Annotated in this window: 17 protein-coding genes; 10 read left to right on the top strand and 7 right to left on the bottom strand. The window is 62.3% G+C overall.

Translation table 11 applies throughout. The annotated features are described in order from the left end of the window. Nucleotides 1-37: 37 nt before the first annotated feature. From O9X62_RS01845 to O9X62_RS01865, 5 genes are all read left to right on the top strand, one after another. Nucleotides 38-997 carry a histone deacetylase family protein gene (locus tag O9X62_RS01845; RefSeq protein WP_308446406.1) on the top strand — a complete coding sequence of 320 codons (960 nt, stop codon included), beginning with the start codon at nucleotides 38-40 and terminating at the stop codon, nucleotides 995-997. Continuing rightward, entirely contained in the window at nucleotides 994-1,506 is a 513-nt protein-coding gene (locus O9X62_RS01850; RefSeq protein WP_269531073.1) for a hypothetical protein, read from the top strand. The genes O9X62_RS01845 and O9X62_RS01850 overlap by 4 nt, the downstream gene beginning before the upstream one ends. Continuing rightward, nucleotides 1,503-2,396 carry a DMT family transporter gene (locus O9X62_RS01855; RefSeq protein ID WP_269531074.1) on the top strand — a complete coding sequence of 298 codons (894 nt, stop codon included), beginning with the start codon at nucleotides 1,503-1,505 and terminating at the stop codon, nucleotides 2,394-2,396. Before O9X62_RS01850 ends, O9X62_RS01855 begins: the two co-directional genes overlap by 4 nt. Before the next feature lie 108 nt (nucleotides 2,397-2,504). Continuing rightward, the gene (locus tag O9X62_RS01860) at nucleotides 2,505-4,568 is read left to right on the top strand and encodes a hypothetical protein (RefSeq protein ID WP_269531075.1); all 2,064 of its coding nucleotides are present in this window, start codon (nucleotides 2,505-2,507) and stop codon (nucleotides 4,566-4,568) included. A 22-nt stretch (nucleotides 4,569-4,590) separates the two neighbouring features. Continuing rightward, nucleotides 4,591-5,463, top strand: a complete 873-nt coding sequence (locus O9X62_RS01865) for a dienelactone hydrolase family protein (RefSeq protein ID WP_269531076.1) — start codon at nucleotides 4,591-4,593, stop codon at nucleotides 5,461-5,463. Between the two features lie 15 nt (nucleotides 5,464-5,478). Here O9X62_RS01865 and O9X62_RS01870 read toward each other — a convergent pair whose 3' ends face one another. Together O9X62_RS01870 and O9X62_RS01875 are read right to left on the bottom strand one after the other, a co-directional pair. Continuing rightward, the gene (locus tag O9X62_RS01870; RefSeq protein ID WP_269531077.1) at nucleotides 5,479-7,236 is read right to left on the bottom strand and encodes a GspE/PulE family protein; all 1,758 of its coding nucleotides are present in this window, start codon (nucleotides 7,234-7,236) and stop codon (nucleotides 5,479-5,481) included. Nucleotides 7,237-7,408: 172 nt separating this feature from the next. After that, nucleotides 7,409-7,831, bottom strand: a complete 423-nt coding sequence (locus O9X62_RS01875) for a hypothetical protein (RefSeq protein ID WP_269531078.1) — start codon at nucleotides 7,829-7,831, stop codon at nucleotides 7,409-7,411. A gap of 215 nt (nucleotides 7,832-8,046) precedes the next feature. Between O9X62_RS01875 and O9X62_RS01880 the strand changes: the two genes are divergently transcribed. From O9X62_RS01880 to O9X62_RS01900, 5 genes are all read left to right on the top strand, one after another. Further along, complete coding sequence (locus O9X62_RS01880; protein ID WP_269531079.1) at nucleotides 8,047-8,790, top strand: ABC transporter ATP-binding protein; 744 nt, start codon at nucleotides 8,047-8,049, stop codon at nucleotides 8,788-8,790. Next, the gene (locus O9X62_RS01885) at nucleotides 8,787-10,277 is read left to right on the top strand and encodes a hypothetical protein (RefSeq protein WP_269531080.1); all 1,491 of its coding nucleotides are present in this window, start codon (nucleotides 8,787-8,789) and stop codon (nucleotides 10,275-10,277) included. Before O9X62_RS01880 ends, O9X62_RS01885 begins: the two co-directional genes overlap by 4 nt. Continuing rightward, nucleotides 10,270-11,730 carry an exodeoxyribonuclease I gene (gene sbcB, locus O9X62_RS01890; RefSeq protein WP_269531081.1) on the top strand — a complete coding sequence of 487 codons (1,461 nt, stop codon included), beginning with the start codon at nucleotides 10,270-10,272 and terminating at the stop codon, nucleotides 11,728-11,730. Before O9X62_RS01885 ends, sbcB begins: the two co-directional genes overlap by 8 nt. A 37-nt stretch (nucleotides 11,731-11,767) precedes the next feature. Next, entirely contained in the window at nucleotides 11,768-12,643 is an 876-nt protein-coding gene (rfbD, locus tag O9X62_RS01895; RefSeq protein WP_269531082.1) for a dTDP-4-dehydrorhamnose reductase, read from the top strand. Nucleotides 12,644-12,713: 70 nt separating this feature from the next. Continuing rightward, nucleotides 12,714-13,274 (top strand): DUF2059 domain-containing protein, encoded by a 561-nt coding sequence (locus tag O9X62_RS01900; protein ID WP_269531083.1) that lies wholly within the window; start codon nucleotides 12,714-12,716, stop codon nucleotides 13,272-13,274. Nucleotides 13,275-13,320: 46 nt separating this feature from the next. Here O9X62_RS01900 and O9X62_RS01905 read toward each other — a convergent pair whose 3' ends face one another. From O9X62_RS01905 to O9X62_RS01925, 5 genes are all read right to left on the bottom strand, one after another. Beyond that, on the bottom strand, nucleotides 13,321-14,052 hold the full coding sequence (locus O9X62_RS01905) for an ABC transporter substrate-binding protein (RefSeq protein WP_269531084.1): 732 nt from the start codon (nucleotides 14,050-14,052) through the stop codon (nucleotides 13,321-13,323). Between the two features lie 29 nt (nucleotides 14,053-14,081). After that, on the bottom strand, nucleotides 14,082-15,287 hold the full coding sequence (locus O9X62_RS01910; RefSeq protein ID WP_269531085.1) for a hypothetical protein: 1,206 nt from the start codon (nucleotides 15,285-15,287) through the stop codon (nucleotides 14,082-14,084). Nucleotides 15,288-15,434: 147 nt separating this feature from the next. Continuing rightward, entirely contained in the window at nucleotides 15,435-16,847 is a 1,413-nt protein-coding gene (locus tag O9X62_RS01915; protein WP_269531086.1) for an FAD-dependent oxidoreductase, read from the bottom strand. A gap of 129 nt (nucleotides 16,848-16,976) precedes the next feature. Further along, a complete protein-coding gene (gltB, locus tag O9X62_RS01920) occupies nucleotides 16,977-21,431 on the bottom strand; it encodes a glutamate synthase large subunit (RefSeq protein ID WP_269531087.1) in 4,455 nt (1,484 codons plus the stop codon). A 524-nt stretch (nucleotides 21,432-21,955) separates the two neighbouring features. Then, nucleotides 21,956-22,834 carry an AEC family transporter gene (locus tag O9X62_RS01925; protein ID WP_269531088.1) on the bottom strand — a complete coding sequence of 293 codons (879 nt, stop codon included), beginning with the start codon at nucleotides 22,832-22,834 and terminating at the stop codon, nucleotides 21,956-21,958. Nucleotides 22,835-22,920: the final 86 nt, after the last annotated feature.

A 22,920-nucleotide genomic window follows, 5' to 3' on the forward strand; every position in this document is an offset into this window, starting at 1 on the left:
GGTCCCATAGAGGCGCAAGCCCACCAGGAGACAGATTTTGCTTAGCTGGCTGGCCAGAAAAATTGCCGGTAGCCGCCCCACCGCCTACCTGACACACCCCGATTGCGCCCTGCACGATATGGGCAGTCATCATCCCGAATGCCCTGCACGCCTCGCGGCGATACAGGACCAGCTGATCGCCAGTGGTCTGTGGGATCACCTCTGGCATGTGGAGCCGCCCCTGGTGACGCATGAGCAGCTGGCGCTCGTGCATCCGCCGCGTTATGTGGAAGCACTGGAGCAGCTCTCACCGGCCGAGGGCATCGTCCACCTCGATCCTGATACCGCCATCAACCGCCATTCCTTGCGTGCCGCGCAACGTGCTGCCGGGGCGGTGGTACGCGCCACCGAACTGGTGGTTAACCGCGAGGCCGCCAATGCTTTCTGTGCCGTACGCCCACCGGGACACCATGCCGAATCTAAACGCGCCATGGGTTTCTGCCTGTTCAACAACTTGGGCGTGGGTGTAGCACAGGCACTCAAGATGGGTATCGAGCGTGTGGCCGTGGCGGATTTCGACGTGCATCACGGCAATGGCACCGAGGAGCTGTTTCACGACAATCCGCGGGTGATGATGGTGTCGATTTTCCAGTCGCCGTTCTATCCCTACTCGGGCGAGAACGCCTTGGGTCCCAATATGCACAATGTACCGCTCAAGGCCGGTAGCCGTGGCGATGCCTTGCGGGAGGCCGTCACCACCCAATGGTTGCCTGCACTGAATGACTTCAAGCCCGGCATGATCTTCATCTCGGCCGGTTTCGATGCCCACCGAGATGACGAGATGGCCAGCATGGGGCTGGTCGAAGACGATTACGCCTGGATCACCGAGCAACTGATGGAAGTGGCGGCCAATCACGCAGAGGGACGCATCGTCTCCGTACTTGAAGGTGGCTACGACTTGTCGGCCCTTGGGCGCAGCGCGGCCGCCCATGTGCGCGTGCTGGCTGGGCTGCAATGAGTCTTTACCAGCGCCTGCTGCCGCCCGCGCGCTATCCGCTGACGCGCAGTGCCCTGCGCTATGCCATGTGGCTGATCTTGCTGGCGGGGGTGCTGCTGGTGACCAGTTTCTTCACCCTGGGCTCCACGACCGGTGATGCCGCCATGCTGGCCCTGATTGCGGTGGGATTCGGTACCACGCTCCTGCTGGCCGGCGCCGTGATCGCCGTGGTGGCGGAGTTAGTACTGGCCTCGGTGCCAGGCCTGCGCGCGCTGCTGTTTGAACTCGGCATCGTACTGGTGCTTGGCCTGTTCAGCGTGGGCATGCTGTACCTGGTTGTCACCGACATTATCGATGGCAGCACCACCTTCAAGTTCAGCCGGGGCGGCACACCCTACCTGTTGAGTTGGGCTGAAACACCCTTGCCCTATCTGTTGTTCCTGGCTGCGCAGGCCTTCATCGGCCTGCTGGCCGCGCGCATCGCCGTGCTGTTCGGGCGCGACCTGCTGGGCCGCCTGCGCCGCCCATGAAACCCGCCCCGTCGCCTTCACTCGCCTATCTCCTGCTGACCCTGACCAGCCTGTTCTGGTCGGGCAATTTCGTCGTTGCCCGCGCGACCCATGCGGCGATCCCGCCCATGGCACTGAGTTTTGGCCGCTGGCTGATTGCGCTGATGATCCTGCTGCCGTTTGCGCTCAGGCCGATGTGGCGTGATCGCGCCTTGCTACGCGCGCAATGGCAACGCGTGGCCTTGCTCGGTGCGATCGGCGTGGCCGGTTTCAACTCACTGGCCTACGCCGGCCTGCATTTCACCAGCGCCACCAATGCGGTGCTCACCAACAGCTTCATACCCATCCTGATCCTGCCCTTGGGCGCGCTGTTCCTGGGTGAGCGCATCAGCCTGCGGCAGTGTCTGGGCGTCGCCATCAGTTTTGCTGGCGTGGCCATGATCTTCAGCCACGGCGAGCCGGGTCGGCTACTCCGGCTGGACCTCAACAAAGGTGACCTGCTGCTGTTGCTCGCAGCGCTGGATTGGGCGGTCTACACCCTGATGCTGCGCGGACTGGACCCACGTATTGATCGGCTGGGCCTGCTGCTGGCCCTGGTGATCGTAGGGGTGATCTGCATCGCCCCGCTGCTGCTCTGGGAGCTAAGTAGCGGCGCACAGCTGGCCATGACCGGTGCCAATCTCGCCACCTTTGTGTATGTGGGGGTGTTTCCCTCGGTACTGGCCTATCTGTTCTACAACTACGGCGTTCAAGCCGTAGGCGCCTCGCGCGCCGGCAGCTTCATCCACCTGATGCCCGTGTTCGGCAGCGTGCTGGCCTGGCTATTCCTGGGGGAGCAGTTCGCCTGGTTCCACGCTGTAGGGATCGGCGCCATATTTGCCGGCCTGCTGTTGACCAGTCGGCACAGCTGAGCGCCTGTTCAATATCTTCTCGGCGCAGCATTGAAAAGATATTGAACAGGCGCTTGGCAGGGCCTCGGCTACAATCGTTTCAGCTGTTTACCGCAAAGGATTCCCGCAGTGCTTATCCGCTTGAATATCGCCGGCTGGCGCAATGTAATGGGTGTCGTCCTCACGGGTCTGTTGGCCGCCTGCGGCGGCGGCGCACCCGATACTGGCAGCAGTGGTGGTACGCCACCGGTGCTCACGCCTACCTTGTCGGTCAGCGTACTGAACGCCGCCAATGCCAGCAGCCAGACGCTCTATATCGGCGAAAGCGGTACCGCCACCGTCAAGCTATTGGATTCGACCGGCAAGGGTATCGGCGGCGCTATTGTGTCGCTCAGCATTGCCGATGCCACCCTGGGTGCTTTGGATGCAGGCACCGTACTGACGGATGCAAACGGGATTGCCAGCACAAGGCTTAGCGCCCCGCTGGACAAAACCGGTGCCACGACCTTGAGTGCAGCCGTCACCGTCGGCTCCAGCGCCCTGAGCAGCAGCTACAACTTTGCGGTGAAGCCGATCCAGCTCACACTCAGCCCGATTACGCTGGGCCTGACGGCCATCCAGCCCGGTGGCAGCGTTGGCGTAAGTGTGGAATTGGCCAACGCCGAGACAGGCCAAGCCATCGAGACCCCGGCGACCGTGACCTTCACCTCGCCGTGCGTGGCCGCCAACCGCGCCAGTATCGACAGCCCGGTCAGCGTGCAAGCCAGTACCGAGGGCGGCAAACGGGTTGCCCGTGCCAATGCCACCTATCAGGACAACGGCTGCACCGGCAGCGACAAGATCACCGCCACCGCCACCCTGGGTGCGAGTACGGCCAGCGTGAGCACCAGCCCCGATCTGCAGATCCAGCAAGCCTCATCGGCCCCGGCGTCGCTGGAGTTCGTCAGCGCTGTGCCCGCCAATATCTCGCTGGCAGGGATTGGCGGCACGACCGTATCGGCAGTTACTTTCAAACTCAGCGACAACTTTGGTAACCCGGTTGCCAACCAAACCGTCAATTTCAGCCTGAACTCGTCGGTGGGCGGTATCACGCTTACGCAGAGCAGCGGCATTACCCAGGCCGATGGCACAGTACAGGCTAGGGTGAATGCCGGCAGTGTGAGCACCGTGGTGCGCGTCACCGCCAGCCTGACCGTGAATGGCAATACGATCAGCAGCCAATCGAGCCAGCTCACGATCTCCACGGGCGTGCCGCATCAGAATGGCTTCTCCCTCGCCGCGAGTGTCTACAACCCTGAGTTCCTTGAGCGCGACGGTGAAGAGATCACGCTGACCGTGCAATCGGCAGACCGTTTCGGCAACCCGGTACCCGATGGCACGCCCGTCAGCTTCAGCACCGAAGGGGGTATCGGCATCATCACGCCACAATGCCAGACCACCAATGGCACCTGCTCGGTCACCCTGCGCAGTGGCGGGAATCGTGGCGCCCTGGTTCAGGGTGGCCGGCAGACGATTCTGGCGCATACCGTCGGCGAGGAGAGCTTCAGCGACGTCAACGGCAACGGCGTATTTGACCCGGGCGAGCCGTTCACCGATCTGGGCGAGGCCTTCATCAATGCCGATGAGAGCAACCACAGCAGCCCCAAGACCTTGCTCACCGTGAATGGCCAAACCTATGTAGAGCCGTTCATCGACTTCAACAGCAACAGCGCCTACACACCGGCCGATGGCCAGTACAACGGTCTGCTACGTAGCAATAGTGTGCCTTCCACGGCGCCCAAAACCGTCTCGGTCCGGGATTCGCTGGTCATCGTCTGGGCCGGCAGCACGCTCAACGAAGGCGGCTCGCCGGTCAGTGTGCCGACCCTGCTGTGCAGCAACGGCGTCACCGACATTGAAGCCAACATCACCCCGATCGACATTAACGGTAATCCCATCCCGGCCGGCAGCACTATTACGTTTGAAGTCACGCCGTCCACCAGCACCACCACCGGCATCGTGAAGGTGGCAGGCGGCGAAAACCACACCATGCCCAGCACCAACATGCGTGAGACATTCCGCGCGAAGTTGAATGTTGCCTCGCCAGACGGGATCATTGCCGCGTGCCCGGCAGACAGCACGCAGAAATTGCTGGTCAAGATCAAGACGCCGAATCGGTCGGAAGTTACCCTGCCGCCCGTGACGATTCAGTAATGCACCTCATCAGGAAGTTGCCATGAACGATACGCGCCACCCAGATATTGTCCCGTTCACCCGGCCCAGCGCCGTCAATCGCCGCGATTTCGTGGTGACCTCCCTGGCTGCCGGCTTTGCTCTGGCCGTCGCACCCGATGCCAGCGCGAATGTCATCACCACGCCCAGCGACGGGCTGGTGGCCGGCGAAGTGAAGATCCCCGTGGGTGATGGCGAATTGCCGGGCTATCGGGCCATGCCGCAGGGTGCCGGCCCGTTCCCGGTAGTGCTGGTGGTGCAGGAGATTTTCGGCGTGCATGAGCACATCCGCGATGTGTGCCGGCGCTTTGCCAAGGCCGGTTACTTTGCGGTAGCTCCCGAGATGTACGCGCGTCAGGGCGATGTATCGCAACTCAAGACCATTGACGATATCCGCAAGATCGTCGAGCAGGTGCCAGACAAACAGGTCATGAGCGATCTGGACAAAACCGTGGCTTGGGCCAAAACCACCGGCAAGGCTGATGTCTCACGCCTTGCGGTGACCGGCTTTTGCTGGGGCGGCCGCATAACCTGGCTGTATGCCGCGCACAACCCGGCACTCAAGGCCGGCGTGGCTTGGTATGGCAGGCTGGTCGGCAAGGCCGGCGAGATGACCCCGAAGCATCCGGTCGATCTAGCCGCAGAACTCAAAGCCCCGGTGCTGGGCCTCTACGGCAGCGCCGATACCGGCATTCCCAACGAAACCGTGGACCAGATGCGCGCCGCCATCAAGGCTGCGGGCAAACCCAGCGATATCGTGCTGTACCCCGACATGCCCCACGGCTTTCACGCCGATTACCGGCCCAGCTATCGCAAAGAAGCAGCCGAGGATGGCTGGAAGCGTCTGCTGGCTTGGTTCAAACAACATGGGGCTTAAGCGACGGGTTCGGTCTCACAGGCACTCCTGATAGACCTCCGTCAGTGACACAATCCCCTGTTGAGCCAAACTGAGGCCATGCATATGGAGCGGTCTCATGCCATCTTCAATGGCCACCCGCTCCAGCGTGGCCGATGAGACTTGCGCGGCGATCTGTTCACGCAGGCGATGGCTGAATGGCATGATCTCGTAGACCATGATGCGGCCGCTGAAACCCGTGCCATGGCAATGGGCACAGCCCGTGCCGTGGTAGAACGGTTCACTCGGTGCAACACCGAAACGCTGCAAGATGTGATCGGCCACCGCCTCTGGCGCCTTGCAGTAACTGCAGTTGCGCCTGACCAATCGCTGTCCGAGTACCCCCAGCAAACTGGTGCGGATCAAGTGGTTGCTCATGCCCATTTCCTGCAGGCGCAGTACAGCTTGTGATGCATTGTTGGTGTGCAGCGTACTGGCTACGAAGTGGCCTGTGAGCGCACTCTCAAGCGCGATGCGTGCCGTCTCTGCATCCCGGATCTCACCAATCATGACAACATCGGGATCGTGTCTCAGGATATGGCGCAATGCGCGAGGAAAACCGAAATCGATGGCTTCCGTCAGTTGTATTTGCCGCACCCCCGGCAACTCGTACTCCACCGGGTCCTCGACCGTTACGATGTTCAGCGTTCTGCCCAAGAGTTGCTGTAAGGCAGCATAGAGCGTTGTGGTCTTGCCAGAGCCTGTAGGACCCGTGACCAGCAACATACCGTTGTTGTGCGAAATCAAGTCACGGAATACCCGCTCATCGTGCTCACTGAAGCCGACTTCGCCCAAGGAGAGGATGCCTCTGCGCTTGTTGAGTATCCGTATGACAACGCTCTCGCCATGTAACGTCGGAATGTTCGACACACGCAGGTCAATCTTGTTGTCACCATCCACGACACGGGCATGGCCATCCTGAGGCAGGCGATGCTCAGCGATATTCAAGCGGGAGATGATCTTCACTCGTCCCACCACCGCTCTGAGAAGGCCCGCATCGAGACGGCGTATCGGCACCAGCGTGCCATGGATGCGATATTGCAAAGAGACGTAACCCACATCGGGCACGAGATGGATGTCGGAGGCTTCATGCCGGATGGCATCCAGCAGAATGGTGTCGACCAGCTGGACGATGGGCTGTTGTTTGGCCTCCAGCTCGACCCGCTGCAGATTGCGAACCTCGTGCTGATCCGTGTCATCCAGCTTCAGGCGCGCATCACCAATTGCCGCCCACGATGGGTCGAAGTAACTCTCGATCGTCTGCTCAAGCACGCCGCGCTCTGCCAGCACGATGAGCGGGCGTAACTGGGTCGCAAAACGCAAGGTGTCTAACAGCGCCTGATCGGGCAATTTGGCGGCGGCCAGCACAATATGCTCACCCTCGCAAAACAAGGGCAACAACTGGTGACGGTAGACAAGCTCCGCGGGGAAGCGCGCGAGTGCGTCTGGCGTTGGGACAAAATTTTCCAGTGCCACCCTGGGCGTCCCTAGCAACAACGCCACAGCAAAATCCAGTGTGTGCTGATCGATCAGACCCAATCCGACCAGGATGTCGCCAATCCTGCGTCCTGGCTGCTTCTGCTGCACGGCCAGTGCCACTTCAATCGCACGATCCGAGACCAAGTCATGCTCTCTCAGCATTCTTCCCAGCGGCACCGCTTCCAGGTCGGCCACCTCATAGATGAACCGTTTGAGCGCCTCGACATCATGCAGTATCAGTTCGCGTACCGCACGCTCAGTGTTGGTGGTATCCATTCTCAGGCTCCCTGGCTAGACGCGGAAATACTGAACCACCAGTCCTGATAACGACTGGCCTTTTGTTCAACATATCCGTTCTGGATCGGGCGCTGCTTTACCTAGATCAAACACCTGGCGTTTGATACGGATACCAGCCTGGCTGGCGATGGGCGGCACTCACCTGTGGCGCTTAGCGTCGTGCCACCAAGCTCGCTGCGGGGTTGTCGGCTTTGGATCTGCTTTGACGAACAGGCTGCTGGTCCACAATCTGTCGCAACGATTCCCCACGGAAACGCGCGGCCTGCGCACGGAATGCCAGTGCCTGCTGGCGATAGTGCTCACCCAGGCGTTGCATTTCCAGCGGCAACATCAGGTTAGACGGACGCTTGCTCATGGAAGCCGCCAGCTGCTCCAGCACCACGGCCTGCACTTCGTAGCTTTCGGCTCGCAGTTCGGGTGGCTGGTTGTACCAGACGTTGGGCACGGATACGCACTCGCCGGTATCGAGATAGCGGTAGACCAGCTGCCCGGCGCGCAAGTGCGCCTGCGCGGGTTCGGCAAGTTCGTGCGCACGATGGCGTTGCAGGGTGGCTTCAAACGTCGGGGTATCCAATTTCTGCTCCAGTCATAACGACTCACGGCTCGGTTGACCGCCTATGGCAACCATTAACGCGCGGGTCTGGGCATCAGTTGACCGCAAGCCACATGAACGGATGCTGAAGCCAAACAGTGAGCAACAATTGCCAGCCGGGCGAACGCCGCCTAAAGTGCTTGCGCACCCCGGCGGCAACATGTCGCCACTCCACTGCCAGACCAAGGACAACCGGTTTGACCACTGCCGCCCTGCAACTCGATCAACTGAGCAAACACTTCGGTGAGCGCAAAGCCGTCGACAACCTCAACCTCAGCATCCCGTCCGGCTGCTTCTATGCCTTGCTAGGCCATAACGGTGCCGGCAAGACCACCACACTACGCATGATTGCCGGCCTGACCCGGCCTGATTACGGCCATGTGCGCATTCTTGGCCGCGATATCGTCATGGAACCGGAGGCCGCCAAGCGGCCGCTGGCCTTCCTGCCCGATGAGCCACAGCTGTACGGCAAGCTGCGCCCGCTCGAATACCTGGAATATGTAGCAGGCCTGTGGGGCATTGCCGCCGATGTAGCTGAATCCCGCGCGCGCGAACTGCTCGAATGGACCGATCTATGGGATCACCGCAGTGAATACAGCGAAGGCTTCTCGCGTGGCATGCAACAGAAACTCGCACTCTGCGGCGCGCTGATCCATGAACCGCGCCTGCTGTTGCTGGACGAGCCGCTGACCGGCCTGGATGTGGGCGCCGCCCGCCAGGTCAAGGACCTGCTGCAGAAGAAGGTCAGTGAGGGCTGTACCGTGGTGCTGACCACCCACATTCTCGAAGTCGCCGAAAAACTCGCCGAGGTAATCGGCGTCATCGCCAACGGCAAACTGATCGCCGAGGGCAGCCTGGCCGCGCTGCGCGAACGCGTGGGCCGTGGCGATGCCAGCCTCGAAGACATCTTCCTGCATCTGCATGACGAGGCCAGCTCGTGAAGCTGTCGCCCGCACCCGGCAGCGTGCTGTGGCTGCTCAAGTGGGATCTGATCCAGCTGTATAACTGGTTCAGCCAGGGCGAAGCCAAGCGTCTGGGCACGCGCTGGCGCTGGGCCTACCGCGCCTTCTGGCTGCTGCTGATCCATAGCCCCGCACTGCTGATCATGCTGCTGCCCACGCCCAGCCGCGACCCCAGCGAGGCCCGCGTGGCCCGTGATATCGCCTTCACCTTTCTGGGCGGCATGCTGTTCCTGTCGATGGTATTCATGGCGGTGTACACCTCGGTCAGCGCGCTGGCCGAGCGCAAGTACACGGAAACCGTGCTGACCAGCCCTCTGCCTGCCAACACATTGGGGCGCTGGTTCATCGGCAGCAATGCGCTGGGGACGCTGGTGGGCATGCCCTTGTTCGTGCTGCCCTTCGTCAATGTGATCGCCCTGTCAGGCCGTCCACAGGCCTTGCTGGTGTACGCCAGCATTGCCGGCTATGCCTTGCTGGCCGCGTGTATCGGCGTGGCCGCCTCGTTCAGCCTGCAGCGCATCCTCGGCACCGCGCGTGCCAAGCGTTACGTGGGCATCATCGGCATGACGCTGCTGATCTCCAGCGGCATCCTGATCAGCCTGGGCATGAAAGCCCTCCAGCGCGCGCAGTTCGAGCCGCAGCTCTGGCATGAATTCGTAGCAGGCACCTTGCGTGGCCACTGGCTGCCCTCGCTGGCCGTGCTGCTGGCAGGCATCCTGGCCTGGCGGCTGATGGCACCGATTGCAGCGCGCGGCGTCTACGCGTCGGCACAGGTGCAGGCACCGCCGCGCAGCGCCCCGAAAAGTACCCGCGCCCGCTTCAGCAACTCGCCGGTCCGCGCGCTGCTCACCAAGGAATGGCGGCTGATGCTGCGCCATCCGATGCTGGCAATGAACCTTGCCAACCCGATGATGATGCTGATCTTCCCGCTGATGCACATGATCGACGGCAAAGGTGACTGGCGTGAAGCCATGAACATGACCGTCGCCTTTTCTGGTGGCATGGTGGTGATGACCGCGCACTCGCTGTGCTGGGCTGCCAGCGCGATGGATGAATCACCCTCGCTGCTGTGGTCCTCACCCATGCCGCGCGAGCAGTGGCGGCGCTATCAGCTGCTTGCGGGGCTGATCCCGACCTGGCTGGCGATGTTGCCCTTGCTGGCGATTGTGGCCTGGGTATCGCCGATGAAAGCACTGGGGCTGGCCGTGATTTCCTTCGCGGGCGCGATTGCCGGCGGCCTGCTCGCCCAGGCGTTTTATCGTCCGGTCCCCCGCCACGAACGCAATATGCAATACGGCATGAAGGCGCCGCAGGTGATGGCGATGATGGCTTACGGTGCCGTGTGGGGCGGCCTCTCCACTGCGCTCAATGGTTTCGCCCTCGGCCTGACCTTGTTGCCGATTGCGCTCGGTGTGCCAGCCTGGTTGCTGATGCGCCAGGAAGAACGGGAATTCCTGCATGACTGAACCCAGTTTCTTCTGGCACGACTACGAAACCTTCGGCATACGCCCGCAGATCGACCGGCCCGCCCAGTTTGCGGGCATTCGCACCGATAGCGAGCTGAACGAGATCGGCCCGCCGGTCGAGCTGTTCTGCCAACCCAGCGACGACTTCCTGCCCGATCCGGTCTCGGTGCTGATTACCGGCATCACCCCGCAGCAAGCAGCCGAACGCGGCGTCCCCGAGCCCGAGTTCGTCGCCCGCATCCACGCCGAACTGGCCGCACCGGGCACCTGCGGCCTCGGCTACAACACGATCCGTTTCGACGATGAACTCACGCGCCACCTGCTCTGGCGCAATCTCTACGACCCCTATGCGCGCGAATGGCAGAACGGCTGCTCGCGCTGGGACTTGCTCGATTGCGTACGCGCCACGTTTGCCTTTCGGCCTGACGGCATCCACTGGCCCATCAACGACGAGGGCAAGACCTCGTTCAAGCTGGAGCACCTGAGCGCCGCGAATGACCTGCTGCACGAAGCCGCACACGACGCCGTATCAGACGTACGCGCCACGATCGCGCTGGCCCGGTTGATACGCCGGCACAACCCGCGCCTGTTTGACTTCTGCCACCGGCTGCGTAAGAAGGATGCCGTTGCCAGCGAAATCGGCGCGCTCGATGGCCATGGTTTCTGGCATGTCTCGGGCATGTACCCGACCTCGCAAGGCTGTGTGGCGGCCGTGGCCGCGCTCGGTGCACACCCGGTCAACAAGAACGAAATCCCGGTCTGGGATTTGCAGCACGATCCGCGCGAACTGTTCGACCTGGATGCCGATACCCTGCGCCGACGCATGTTCAGCCGCAGCGACGATCTGCCCAAGGGCGAAACCCGCCTGCCTATCAAAACCATCCACCTGAACAAATCCCCCGTGGTGGTGGGGCAATGGCGCACGCTGGGCCAAGCTCGCGCTGAGGCACTTGGTATCGACATCGCCCAGGCTGAACACCATGCCGCCACACTGGCCGGTTTGCTGGCGCAGCATGGCAAAGCCCTGGCGGCCAAACTGGCCGCGGTCTACCGCCGCGATGAAGCGTTCGCGCAGCGCGACGTGGATGCCGCGCTATACGACCGTTTTGTTGGCGACGGTGACCGCCGCCGCCTGGAGCGCCTGCGCCAGCTCGGCCCCGACGAACTGGCCCGCGCCGGCACCGCGTTTGACGACCCGCGTCTGGCCACCCTGCTTTTCCGTTACCGCGCCCGCAACTGGCCCGCTACGCTCAACGCGGACGAGCAGGCACAATGGCAGCAGCACCGTGCCGAACGCCTGATCGATGGCGCACACGGCCTGCCAGGCATTGCCGACTGGCGCGCCACACTGCTCGCCTTGCGCGAGCAGCATGCCAGCCAGCCCGACAAACTAGACTTGCTGGATGCGCTGGCGGCGTTTGCAGATAGCCAGATCGCCTCCATCCATCCGTAGACGCTATCGAGCGCATCTCCCCCAATCAGGAATACCCATGCACACCATCCTGCTCACAGGCACCAGCGGCCAGGTCGGTTTTGAACTGCAACGCAGCCTGCAAGGCCTGGGGACCATCCACGCCCCGAACTCGGCCGCGCTCGATCTGGCTAATGCCGATGCTGTACGCGACGTCATCCGCGCACTCAAGCCCACACTGATCGTCAACCCGGCTGCCTACACGGCAGTGGACAAAGCCGAAAGCGAGGCCGACTTGGCCCACGCCATCAACGCCCGTGCACCGGCCGTGATGGCGGAGGAAGCCCGCCGCCTGGGTATCCCGCTGGTGCATTACTCGACCGACTATGTGTACTCGGGTGAGGGTGAACAACCCTGGCGCGAAGACGATCCACTCGCACCGGCGAATGTGTACGGCGCCAGCAAACTGGCGGGTGAGGAAGCCATCCGCGCCAGCGGCTGTGACCACCTGATCCTGCGTACCAGCTGGGTCTATGGCGTGCGGGGCAAGAACTTCCTGCTCACCATGCTCAAGCTGGGCCGCGAGCGCGAGGCACTGAATATCGTTGCAGACCAGATCGGTGCGCCCACCTGGTCGCGCACGATCGCCGAACTCAGCGCTCATATTGTCGCCAGCCGGCCGGACTGGGCTGGCGTCAGCGGTGCGTACCATCTGGTTAACAGTGGCACGACCAGCTGGCATGGTTTTGCCGAAGCCATCTTTGCGCTGGCCGCCGCCCGGGGAGACAAGGTGCCCGGCACGCTGGGTGCGATTGCAACCGAGGCCTACCCCACGCCGGCCAAGCGGCCCAAGAATTCGCGCCTCTCACTGGATAAGCTGCGCGAGACTTTCGGCCTCGTTCCGCCGGATTGGCATGACGCCCTCAAGCTGAGCTTTACCGAACTACCCGCCTGAGCGCGTGCTCTGGCTAACCACGCCGAGCCGCTAACGGCCGGCATCCCCGACGAGGAAGAGGCCTACCCCCATGAAAAATCTGATCCGCTACACCCTGGCCATTGCGGCTGCCCTGTGCCTGCAGCAAGTCAGCGCCGCTGATATCAGCGCCGAGAAGAAGCAGGCCATCCAGGAGTTGATTGATGTGATGAACATGAAGGCCATGCTGCCGCAGCTGCTGAACCAGATTGCCGAACAGGCTGATATGGGCATGCAGGCCGGCATGGAGGCCGCGCTGAAACAGAACAACAAACGGGATGAGGCCGAACAGGCACGGCTCCGGCAACAACTGAACGAAGAACTGCCCGCCCTGAAGCAGGACATGCGTCAGGTACTGGAGCAAGCCAATCTGCCAGCGCTGATGGATGAAATCCTGTTCGAGGTCTACGGCAAGTACTTCGAAGCCGCAGAAATCCGCGACATCACCGCCTTCTACAAATCGCCCACTGGCAAGAAGGTGCTGGTTACCTTGCCCAAGATCACGGGCGAATCCATGCAGCTGACCATGGCGCGGATCATGCCCATCGTGCAGGCCCAGCTGGAAAAGACCCAGGCTCGCATCAAGCAAAAGGTAGCGGCCACCCAGCCCTGATGCACGCGGCCGCCAACAGAAAGCCGGCACTTGCCGGCTTTTTTATTCAGGGCGTCAGGCCCGGCACCACGGCGCGGATGGCCTCGTCGAGCTGGTTCAGCGTGGCGGGGTCCACCTGCTGGCTGCACATGATGTAGCGCTTGAGGCCGGCTGGCATATCCGGGAAGGCCAGCTTGACCAGCTTGAGCGTGTTGAGCGCCGAGTGCGACTGCAGGTAGCTCAGGTCTTCCTGATCGATCAGCATGTAATCGGCCCGGCCGTGCGCGACCATGCGGGCCAGCTGCAAGGGCGTCACGGTGGATCGCATCGGCGGCTTGGCAGTTTGCGCGATGGCGGTATCCAGTGCCTGTCCGTAGGACACACCTTCCACCACACCCAGCTGGAGGCTGGCATCGGCAAACAGCGAGCTCAAGAGCTTGTGGCGTGACACGGCCGCCCGGGCCTTGGGCGAGGCGAGAACGACGTGAGGTTTGTCCTGATGGATGGGCAGGGAAAAGCGGGCATAGGCTTCCCGCTCGGGCAGCTTGTACCAGCTGGGTGAGCAGATCGGACGCTGGTTGGCCTGGATATCGGTAGTGATGCGCTTGACGGGCACCTCCAGATAACGCGCCTCAATGCCGGCACGCTTGAAGATGGCAATCGTGCGCTCCAGCAGGAAGCCCTTGGGTTGCCCGTTCTCGGTATAGCTGTAAGGTGGCTTGTCGCGGTAAGCCACCTCAATAGGCTCGGCCAGCACCGCCGTGCCGATCAAAAGAGGTAGGAAAGACAGATATTTCATCTGCCTAATATAGCCGCAACTGTGCCCAATCAGAACTGCCGGCGCAAAGCCAGCGTCAGCGATTGCTCGCGCAAGCGGGCTCGGGCACCGATCTGCTCGCGAGCAGGGCGGGTACTGTTGACCTGCAACCACTCGCCCTGCACTTGCCAGCCCGCTAGCCATGGCCGCCGGTAGGACAACGTCCAGGCATGGCCGCGCTCGTTATTGTTGTCCTGCGGCAGCAGGTCATCCTCGCGGGTACGGAAGCGATCATGGCGCAAGGCCAGGTTTCCCACGCCTGCGGGCACATCCAGCAATGCGTAATGTGCTGTGTAGTCGATCCTGGCACCGGGTCGGCCCATCAGGGTCATCCCGTCCATGGCTTGCATCAGCAATGTCCAGCCTGCTGCAGGCTTGAAGGCCAGCCCCAGATGCCGGAAGCGCGTGGTCCAGGCGTATTGCCCACCCCGCACCGCAAACGGGTCACCGCGATTATCGTAATGGGCGACCGACACATTGATCCGCCCTTGATAGGCATAGTGGGCGGACAGGTAATAGCCCGGCCGCCGATCAATCTCCATGAAGCTCTCTACGACCGGCGCCTGCTTGTTGAGTATGCCGCGGGGTCCGTAAACCGGTAAGGGTGCAAGCGGTAAAGTCTCGCTCAAGCCGGTGATCCGGTCGCCTATGCCCCAGCCACGCCAGGTCAGCAGGGTGCCAGCCGGGTCGTTGTAGCCAAACAGCGCAGCAGTAAGCGAGAGATCGTGCGGGGAACCGATGGCGCGGCCACGATGGGCCAAGGTCCATTCCAGACCGATAGTCCGGAATTCCTCACCGATCCAGCTATTGATGGCCGAAGCCGACAAGGTGCGGGTTGTCGTCCAAGCCGGGCCATCGTGCTCCAGGCTGATCGGCATGAAGAAGGCGCCCGCCTTGAGACGCGATTGCCAGGCGCTGGTCGGTACCGGTTTCCATTGCAGCCAGGCTTCGGTGACGTCGACGACACCACGCCTGGCATCGTCCGCACTCACAATCAGGGTGGCGGTCAGATCCTCCAGAGGCTCTCCCCGCATCAGTACCATGCCCTGCCCCAGCCGCACGCCATCGTCATCCGGACCGAAACGCTGCTTGCCCAGGCCGCCCTCAGGCCAGGCCTGAGCGCCCCGATGCTGCGCCGCGCGCAGATCGATCACGCCGTCCCATTCCAGTGCTTGCACCTGCGCCGGCAAGGCCAGCATAGCGCCGATGATTGTCACCACCCCGTACCGCATGATTGCCTCCCGCCTGACTCCGCCTTGGTCGCGCCAGCACCGCCATCCTGACAGGGCTGCGCAACTCACGAGCAAAACAAAACAGGGCAGCTTGGGCTGCCCTGTTTTGTTTGTAGCGTGTCGGTGCCGGGTTTACCAGACGCCCAGATACCCCAGCATGCCCTCGGCAGCCTGACGTCCCTCAAACACGGCGCGCACGACCAGATCTGCACCGCGCACTTGGTCGCCCCCGGCAAACACCTTGGGGTTGCTGGTCTGGTGCTTGTAGGCCTGTCGCTCTTGCGCCAGGGTGCGCCCGCGCTCGTCGGTGCTGATACCGTGCTTGGCAAACCACGACTCAGGCTGAACCTGGAAGCCGAAGGCGACAACCACATGATCGCACTCGATCACCTCTTCGGAACCCGGCACCACCACGGGGGAGCGGCGACCCTTGGCATCGGGCTCGCCCAGCTGCGTGGTGACCAGCTTCACGCCCAGGCGGCCATTACGCTGGATGATCTCGACCGGCTGGCGGTTCCACAGGAACTCCACACCCTCTTCCTTGGCATTGAGCACTTCGCGCTTGGAACCGGGCATGTTGGCCTCGTCGCGGCGATAGGCACAGACCACGCGCGCGGCACCCTGGCGGATGCTGGTGCGGTTGCAGTCCATGGCGGTATCGCCACCACCGAGCACGACCACTTCCTTACCAGCCATGTTCAGGTGCGCCTCACCCTCGGGCAGGGTTTCCATCCGGTGGCGGATGTTGTTGACCAAGAACGGCAGCGCTTCAAGCACGCCCGGCAGGTTCTCGCCGGGGAAGCCGCCCTTCATGTACTGGTAGGCACCCATGCCCATGAATACCGCATCGAAATCGGCCAGCAGGGTGTCAAAATCGACATCGCGGCCAATCTCGGTGTTCAGGCGGAACTCCACGCCCATGCCTTCCATGATGGCGCGGCGGGTGCGGATCACGTCTTTTTCGAGTTTGAATTCAGGGATGCCGAAGGTCAGCAGACCACCGATTTCCTCGTAACGATCAAACACCACTGGCTTCACGCCATTGCGCACCAGGATGTCGGCGGCGGCCAAGCCGGCCGGGCCGGCACCGATGATGGCGACCTTCTTGTCGGTCCATACCACCTGGCTCATGTCTGGACGCCAACCCTGCTTGAAGGCCTCGTCGGTGATGTACTTCTCGACCGAGCCGATGGTCACGGCACCGAAACCGCCCTGGTTCAGCGTACAGGCGCCTTCGCACAAGCGATCCTGCGGGCAGACTCGGCCGCAGATTTCAGGCAGCGAGTTGGTCTTGTGCGACATCTCGGCCGCTTCGAACAACTTGCCTTCCTGCACCAGCTTGAGCCAGTTGGGAATGTAGTTGTGAACCGGGCATTCCCATTCGCAATAGGGGTTGCCGCAATGCAGGCATCGGCCAGCCTGATCGCCCGCATCATTCTTCTGCAAAGGCGCATAGATCTCGATGAACTTGCGCCGACGGAAATCGACTTCGAACTTGGCGCCGGGATCGCGCGGCAGGTTCAGGAACTTGAATACGTCGCCCATGGCGAACACCTCGTCAGGTATGCCGTGTGGCTGAGGGACTTGCCCTGCTCAACCACACCGCAACTTTGGTTCACTGCGGAGCAGCGTGCGTACCGATATGACAACCGGTACGCGCGCCAGGCTCCTCTCTTAGTCTTTCAGCAGGCTATCGAGCTTGGCCGCCTTGGGCTTCACCAACCAGAAGTAATCGACGTAATCATCGAAGTCTTCCAGGATCTGGGCGCCGATCACCGAGCCGGTCAGGGCCACGTGCTGTTCGATCTTCTCTTTGAGGAAGGCACGGTACTGGCCCGTGGCCTCGCCATTGATCAGGTTGATATCGATCAGCTCGTTGTTGTAGCGATAGGCAAACTTCTCGTCGCGGTCGTACACGAAGGCAAAGCCACCGGTCATGCCCGCGCCGAAGTTGATGCCGGTCTGGCCCAGTACGATCACGCAACCGCCAGTCATGTATTCGCAACCGTGGTCACCCAGGCCTTCCACCACCGCCAGTGCACCCGAATTACGGACAGCGAAGCGCTCACCAGCCAGGCCCGAGGCGAACAGCTCACCGCCGGTCGCGCCGTAGAGGCAGGTGTTGCCGATGATCGTGCCCTCGTGCGGCTGATACATGACACCCTTGGGCGGATACACCACCACGCGGCCGCCGTTCATGCCCTTGCCGACGTAATCGTTGGCGTCGCCTTCGAGCGTGAGGTTCAGGCCCTTGGCGTTCCACACACCCAGGCTTTGACCAGCCGAACCCTTGAGGCGCACATCCAAGCTGCCTTCGGGCAGGCCGTCTGCGCCATGCGCGCGGGCGATCTCGCCACTGAGGCGGGCGCCGATCGAGCGGTTGATGTTGCGGACGTTGTATTCCAGCGTGATCGGCGTCTTGGCGGCGATCGCGGCGGCGGCGTCCTTGACCATCTTCTCGGCCAGCTCACCCTTGTCGAAACTCGGGTTGCCCTCGCTCACGCAGTAGCGCGGTTCGGAATCGGGAATCGTGCCCTGGCTCAGCAGCACACCCAGCTTGAGCTGGCTCTGGCGGGTGCTTTCGCCTTCGAGCAGTTCCAGCAGATCGGTGCGGCCGATCAGCTCGGCCATCGAGCGCACACCCAGCTTGGCCATCCACTCGCGGGTTTCGCGGGCGATGAAGGTGAAATAGTTCATCACCATCTCGGGCAGACCGGTGAAGTACTTGCTGCGCAGCTTGATTTCCTGCGTGGCCACGCCGGTAGCGCAGTTGTTCAGGTGACAGATACGCAGGAACTTGCAGCCCAGCGCCACCATCGGGCCGGTACCGAAGCCGAAGCTCTCGGCACCCATGATGGCAGCCTTGATCACGTCGAGGCCGGTCTTGAGGCCACCGTCGGTCTGCACACGGACACGGCCGCGCAGGCCGTTGGCGCGCAGCACCTGCTGGGCTTCGGTCAGGCCTAGTTCCCACGGCGAGCCGGCATACTTGACCGAGGTCAGCGGGGAGGCGCCGGTGCCGCCGTCGTAACCGGAAATCGTGATCAGGTCGGCATAGGCCTTGGCCACCCCGGCAGCCACCGTGCCCACGCCCGGTTCGGCCACCAGCTTCACCGAAACCAGCGCGCTGGGGTTGACCTGCTTGAGGTCAAAAATCAGCTGGGCCAGATCCTCAATCGAATAGATGTCGTGGTGCGGTGGCGGCGAAATCAGGCTGATGCCTTCCTTCGCATGGCGCAGACGGGCAATCAGACCGCTGACCTTGTCGCCGGGCAGCTGGCCGCCTTCACCCGGCTTGGCGCCCTGGGCCACCTTGATCTGCAGCACTTCGGCATTGACCAGATAGTGCGGGGTCACGCCGAAGCGGCCAGAGGCGACCTGCTTGATCTTGGACATCTTGACCGTGCCGTAGCGGGCTGGGTCTTCGCCGCCCTCACCACTGTTGGAGCGGCCACCAAGGCGGTTCATGCCCTCTGCTAGCGCTTCGTGCGCCTCGGGCGACAAGGCGCCCAGCGACATGCCGGCGGAGTCGAAGCGCTTGAGAATCGCCTCGAGCGGTTCGACCTCATCGACCGAAATCGACTGGGCGGCATCCACCTTGAGCTTCATCAGATCGCGCAGCATCGATACCGGGCGATTGTTCACCAGCTCGGCGTACTTGCTGTACTCGGCGTAGTCGCCATTCTGTACCGCCTTTTGCAGCTGCATGACCACATCGGGGTTGTAGGCGTGGTACTCCTCGCCAAACACATACTTGAGCAGGCCACCTTGCTGGATCGGGCGCATGGGGTTGTGCGCCAGCTTGTGCAGCTGCTTCATGTCCGATTCAAAATCGGCAAAACCGGCGCCACCCACACGGCTCACCGTGTAGGGCATGCAGGCTTCCACGATTTCGTCGGCCAGACCCACACCCTCGAACAGCTGTGCGCCGCGGTAGGAGGCCACGGTGGAGATGCCCATCTTCGAGAGCACCTTGAGCAGACCCTTGTTGATGCCCTTGCGATACTTGCTCATCGCCTCGGACACCTTGCCGCTGACCTGGCCCTGCTCGATCAGATCGGCAATCACTTCATAGGCCAGGTAGGGGTAGACCGCTGTCGCCCCGTAGCCGACCAGACAGGCAAAGTGATGCGGATCGCGCGCCGTGCCGGTATCGACCAGCAGGTTGGTTTTGCAGCGCAAGCCGGCATTCACGAGCGCGGTGTGCACGGCACCCACGGCAAACAGGGCATGGATGGGCAGCTTGTCGCGGCTGAGATTGCGATCGGACAGCACGGCAATCGCCACACCGGCTTTCGAAGCTGCCACCACGGTCGCCGCCAGGGCAGCCAAGGCGCCCTTGAGGTCGGTGCTGGCCGGGTCGTATTGCAGATCAAAGCTCTGCGACAGGAATTGCGGATCGGTCTGGCTGGTCAGCAGCTTGAACTTCTCGAAGCTGAGTACCGGCGAGCTGACTTCAATCCGCTTCGCGTGATCGGCGGTTTCTTCAAAGATGTTCTTCTCGGAACCGAACACGGTGTTCAGCGACATCACCACCGCTTCGCGGATCGGGTCGATCGGCGGATTGGTGACCTGGGCAAACTGCTGGCGCAGGTATTCGTAAGGCTGGCGCACGCGCTGGCTCAAGACAGCCATCGGCGTATCGTCACCCATGGAGCCGACCGCTTCCTGGGCATCTTCGGCCAGTACACGGATGACCGAATCACGCTCTTCGAACGTCACCTGGAATTGCTTCTGGTGCACGTTGAGCTGATCGCGGCTCAGCTCAGGGCGGCCACCGTCCTCGTCCATGCTCAGTTCGAGGCGCGTAGCGTACTGCTTGACCCAGCGGCGGTAGGGGTGGGCGGCCTTGAGCTTGGCGTCGATTTCATGCGGCAGCAGCAACTGGCCCGATTGCAGGTCCACGGCCAGGATCTGGCCGGGGCGCACGCGGCCCTTCTTCACCACATCTTCAGGCTTGTAGTTCCACACACCGATTTCGGACGAGATGGTGATGTGGCGATCGCGTGTCAGCACATAACGGGCGGGACGCAGGCCATTGCGGTCAAGCATGCAGCCGGCGTAGCGGCCATTGGTGAGCACGATGCCGGCCGGGCCGTCCCACGGCTCCATGTGCATGGAGTTGTATTCGTAGAAGGCGCGCAGTTCTTTATCGGTAGTGTCGACGTTCTGCCAGGCCGGCGGCACCAAGAGGCGCAGCGCTCGGAAGAAGTCGATGCCGCCCATCAGCAGGCCTTCGAGCATATTGTCGAGGCTCATCGAATCCGAACCATCGGTCTGCACAATGGGGCGGATGTCGTCCATGTTCGGGATCAGCGGCGAGGCCATGATGGCTTCGCGGGCGCGGGCCCAGGAGCGGTTGCCCGAAATCGTGTTGATCTCGCCGTTGTGAGCTACGTAACGGAAGGGCTGGGCCAGCTTCCATTGCGGCCAGGTATTGGTACTGAAGCGCTGGTGGAACACCGCGAGGCTGGAGGCAAAACGCTCGTCCTGCAGATCGGGGTAGAACACCGGCAGGTTCTCAGGGGTTACCAGACCCTTGTACGAGATCGTGTAGGCCGACAGCGTGGGTACATAGAAGCTGGCGTCCGGCTTGTTGGCTTTCTCGGCGAGGCGGCGGCCAATATACAAGCGGCGCTCAAAGCTCTCGGCGTCCATATTGGCCGGGCAGTTAACGAAAATCTGCGCAATCGCGGGCAGACTGCGCATGGCGGCTTCGCCACAGGCGCGGGTGTCGGTGGGCACGGTGCGGTAACCGGCCACTTCGAGGCCCTGCTCTTCGAGCTGGGCTTTCAGATTGGCCAGCGAGACCTTGCCGGCCTCCAGATCGCTGCTGTGGAAAACCAGACCGGCAGCGTAGTGATGCGCCAGCTCCAGCCCTTTCTCCTTGGCGACGGTACGCAAAAAGCCATCTGGTTTGCGGAACAGCAGGCCGCAACCATCGCCCGATTTGCCATCGGCTGCCACGGCGCCGCGGTGGGTCAGGTTGGCCAGCGAGGAAATGGCGGTGGAAACCAGCCAGTGGGAAGGCTTGTCGTCCATATTGGCGATCAAGCCGAAGCCGCAGGAATCCTGTTCGAACCCCGGGCGGTAAAGCGTGCCGTCTAGCCGGCGCTGTCTGTCGTCCATTGCAGTAATACCCGTGTACGTGCGGAGCGGCGGTTGGCGCTGCGGGTCGCTTGTGGCGGCGGCATGCCCTCGTCACCCCTTTGTGTGAGCCTGCCCTGCTGGGCAGACCCCCGTTGGGAGCGGCGCTCGGTTCCGGTCGGCGCGGGAGACGCGCTGGCAATGCGGCTGGTCGAAACGGGGTGGTCGTTCGGGCAGCGATGCCGCGCGGGTATCGCGGCACAGGGGGCAAAGCCGGACAGGATGGCAGGAAACAACCGGCCAAGCGCTATCGAAAACAAAGCCTGCTGACCACATGGCGCACCCATTCGGGCGCATTAGGGTTTTCAGCAGGCTTGATCGATTCTAACGGAGTGAACCGGCGCGTTGCAACGGTTTTGTGCGGCGCAAGAAACTTTACAAATCAATAACTTGCTTAAAGTGGTATGTAAAGAATTTTCAACAATCCGACAGAATGTTACGAAACTACGACCCGGGGCTTGATGTAGTTACAAAAGCCCGCTTACAGCCTGTCTGGACAACTTGCCTCAAGCCGAGAGCGCGAGTGCCAAGCCCAGGGGGACGAAGATCAGGCTGGCGATATTGCCCAGCAAAACAATCGAGGCCACCTTGTCAGGCTCTTGCTGATAACGCTCGGCAATCAGGAAGTTGAGTACCGCTGGCGGCAGCGCCGCGAACATCAATAGTTGCGATATTTCAACGGCTTGCAGAGGCAGCACGCTCATCATCGGCCAGGCTACTGCCAAGCCGCTCAAGGGGCAGAGCACCGCGCCCAGCACGCCCGCCTGCCAGCCGGTCTTGTGCACATCGACCATGCGCGCCCCCAGGGAGAACAGCATCAGCGGGATGGCGGCATTGCCCAACAGGGAAGCGGAGGTGCTTAGCCACTCAGGCAGCACCACCCCACCCAGATTGCAGGCAATGCCCGCTACCGAGGCGATCAGCAGCGGGTTCTTGGCCAGATAACCGAGTGTGGCATGCGGATTGACCAGCCTCACGCCGATGGTCATGTGCAAGAGCGTGCTCACCACAAACAGCGCGACCGCAGCCGGCAGACGCTCAGGCCCCAAGGCGAGCAACACCAGCGGCAGCCCCATGAAGGCCGCATTGTTGAACATCATCGGCGGCACCAGCGTACGCACACTCTCGCGCGCCACACGAGCCACGACCACACTGATCAAGCCGGAACCCAGAATCACCGCCGTGCCGCCCAGCAGCAACCAGCGCGATTCCCACAAATCAAAGTGCTTGCTGGTGAGCCCTGCAAAGATCAGCAAGGGCGCCAGCAGGTCCACGGTCAGCCGGTTCATCTCGGTGAGGTCCGGCTTGCGCAGACGGGCATACAGGTAGCCCGCCAGTGAAACCAGCAGGATGGGGGTGATGATGCCGAGGATGCGCAGCAGCATGAGAGTCTCGGGGTAGATGGGCAGCAAAGCGGTAGCGGATATCAGACCACAGGCGAGCACATGGTGACCATGACGGGGAACCCGTA

The organism is Chitinimonas sp. BJYL2, assembly GCF_027257935.1.
In the GTDB taxonomy this organism is placed as follows: Bacteria; Pseudomonadota; Gammaproteobacteria; order Burkholderiales; family Chitinimonadaceae; genus Chitinimonas.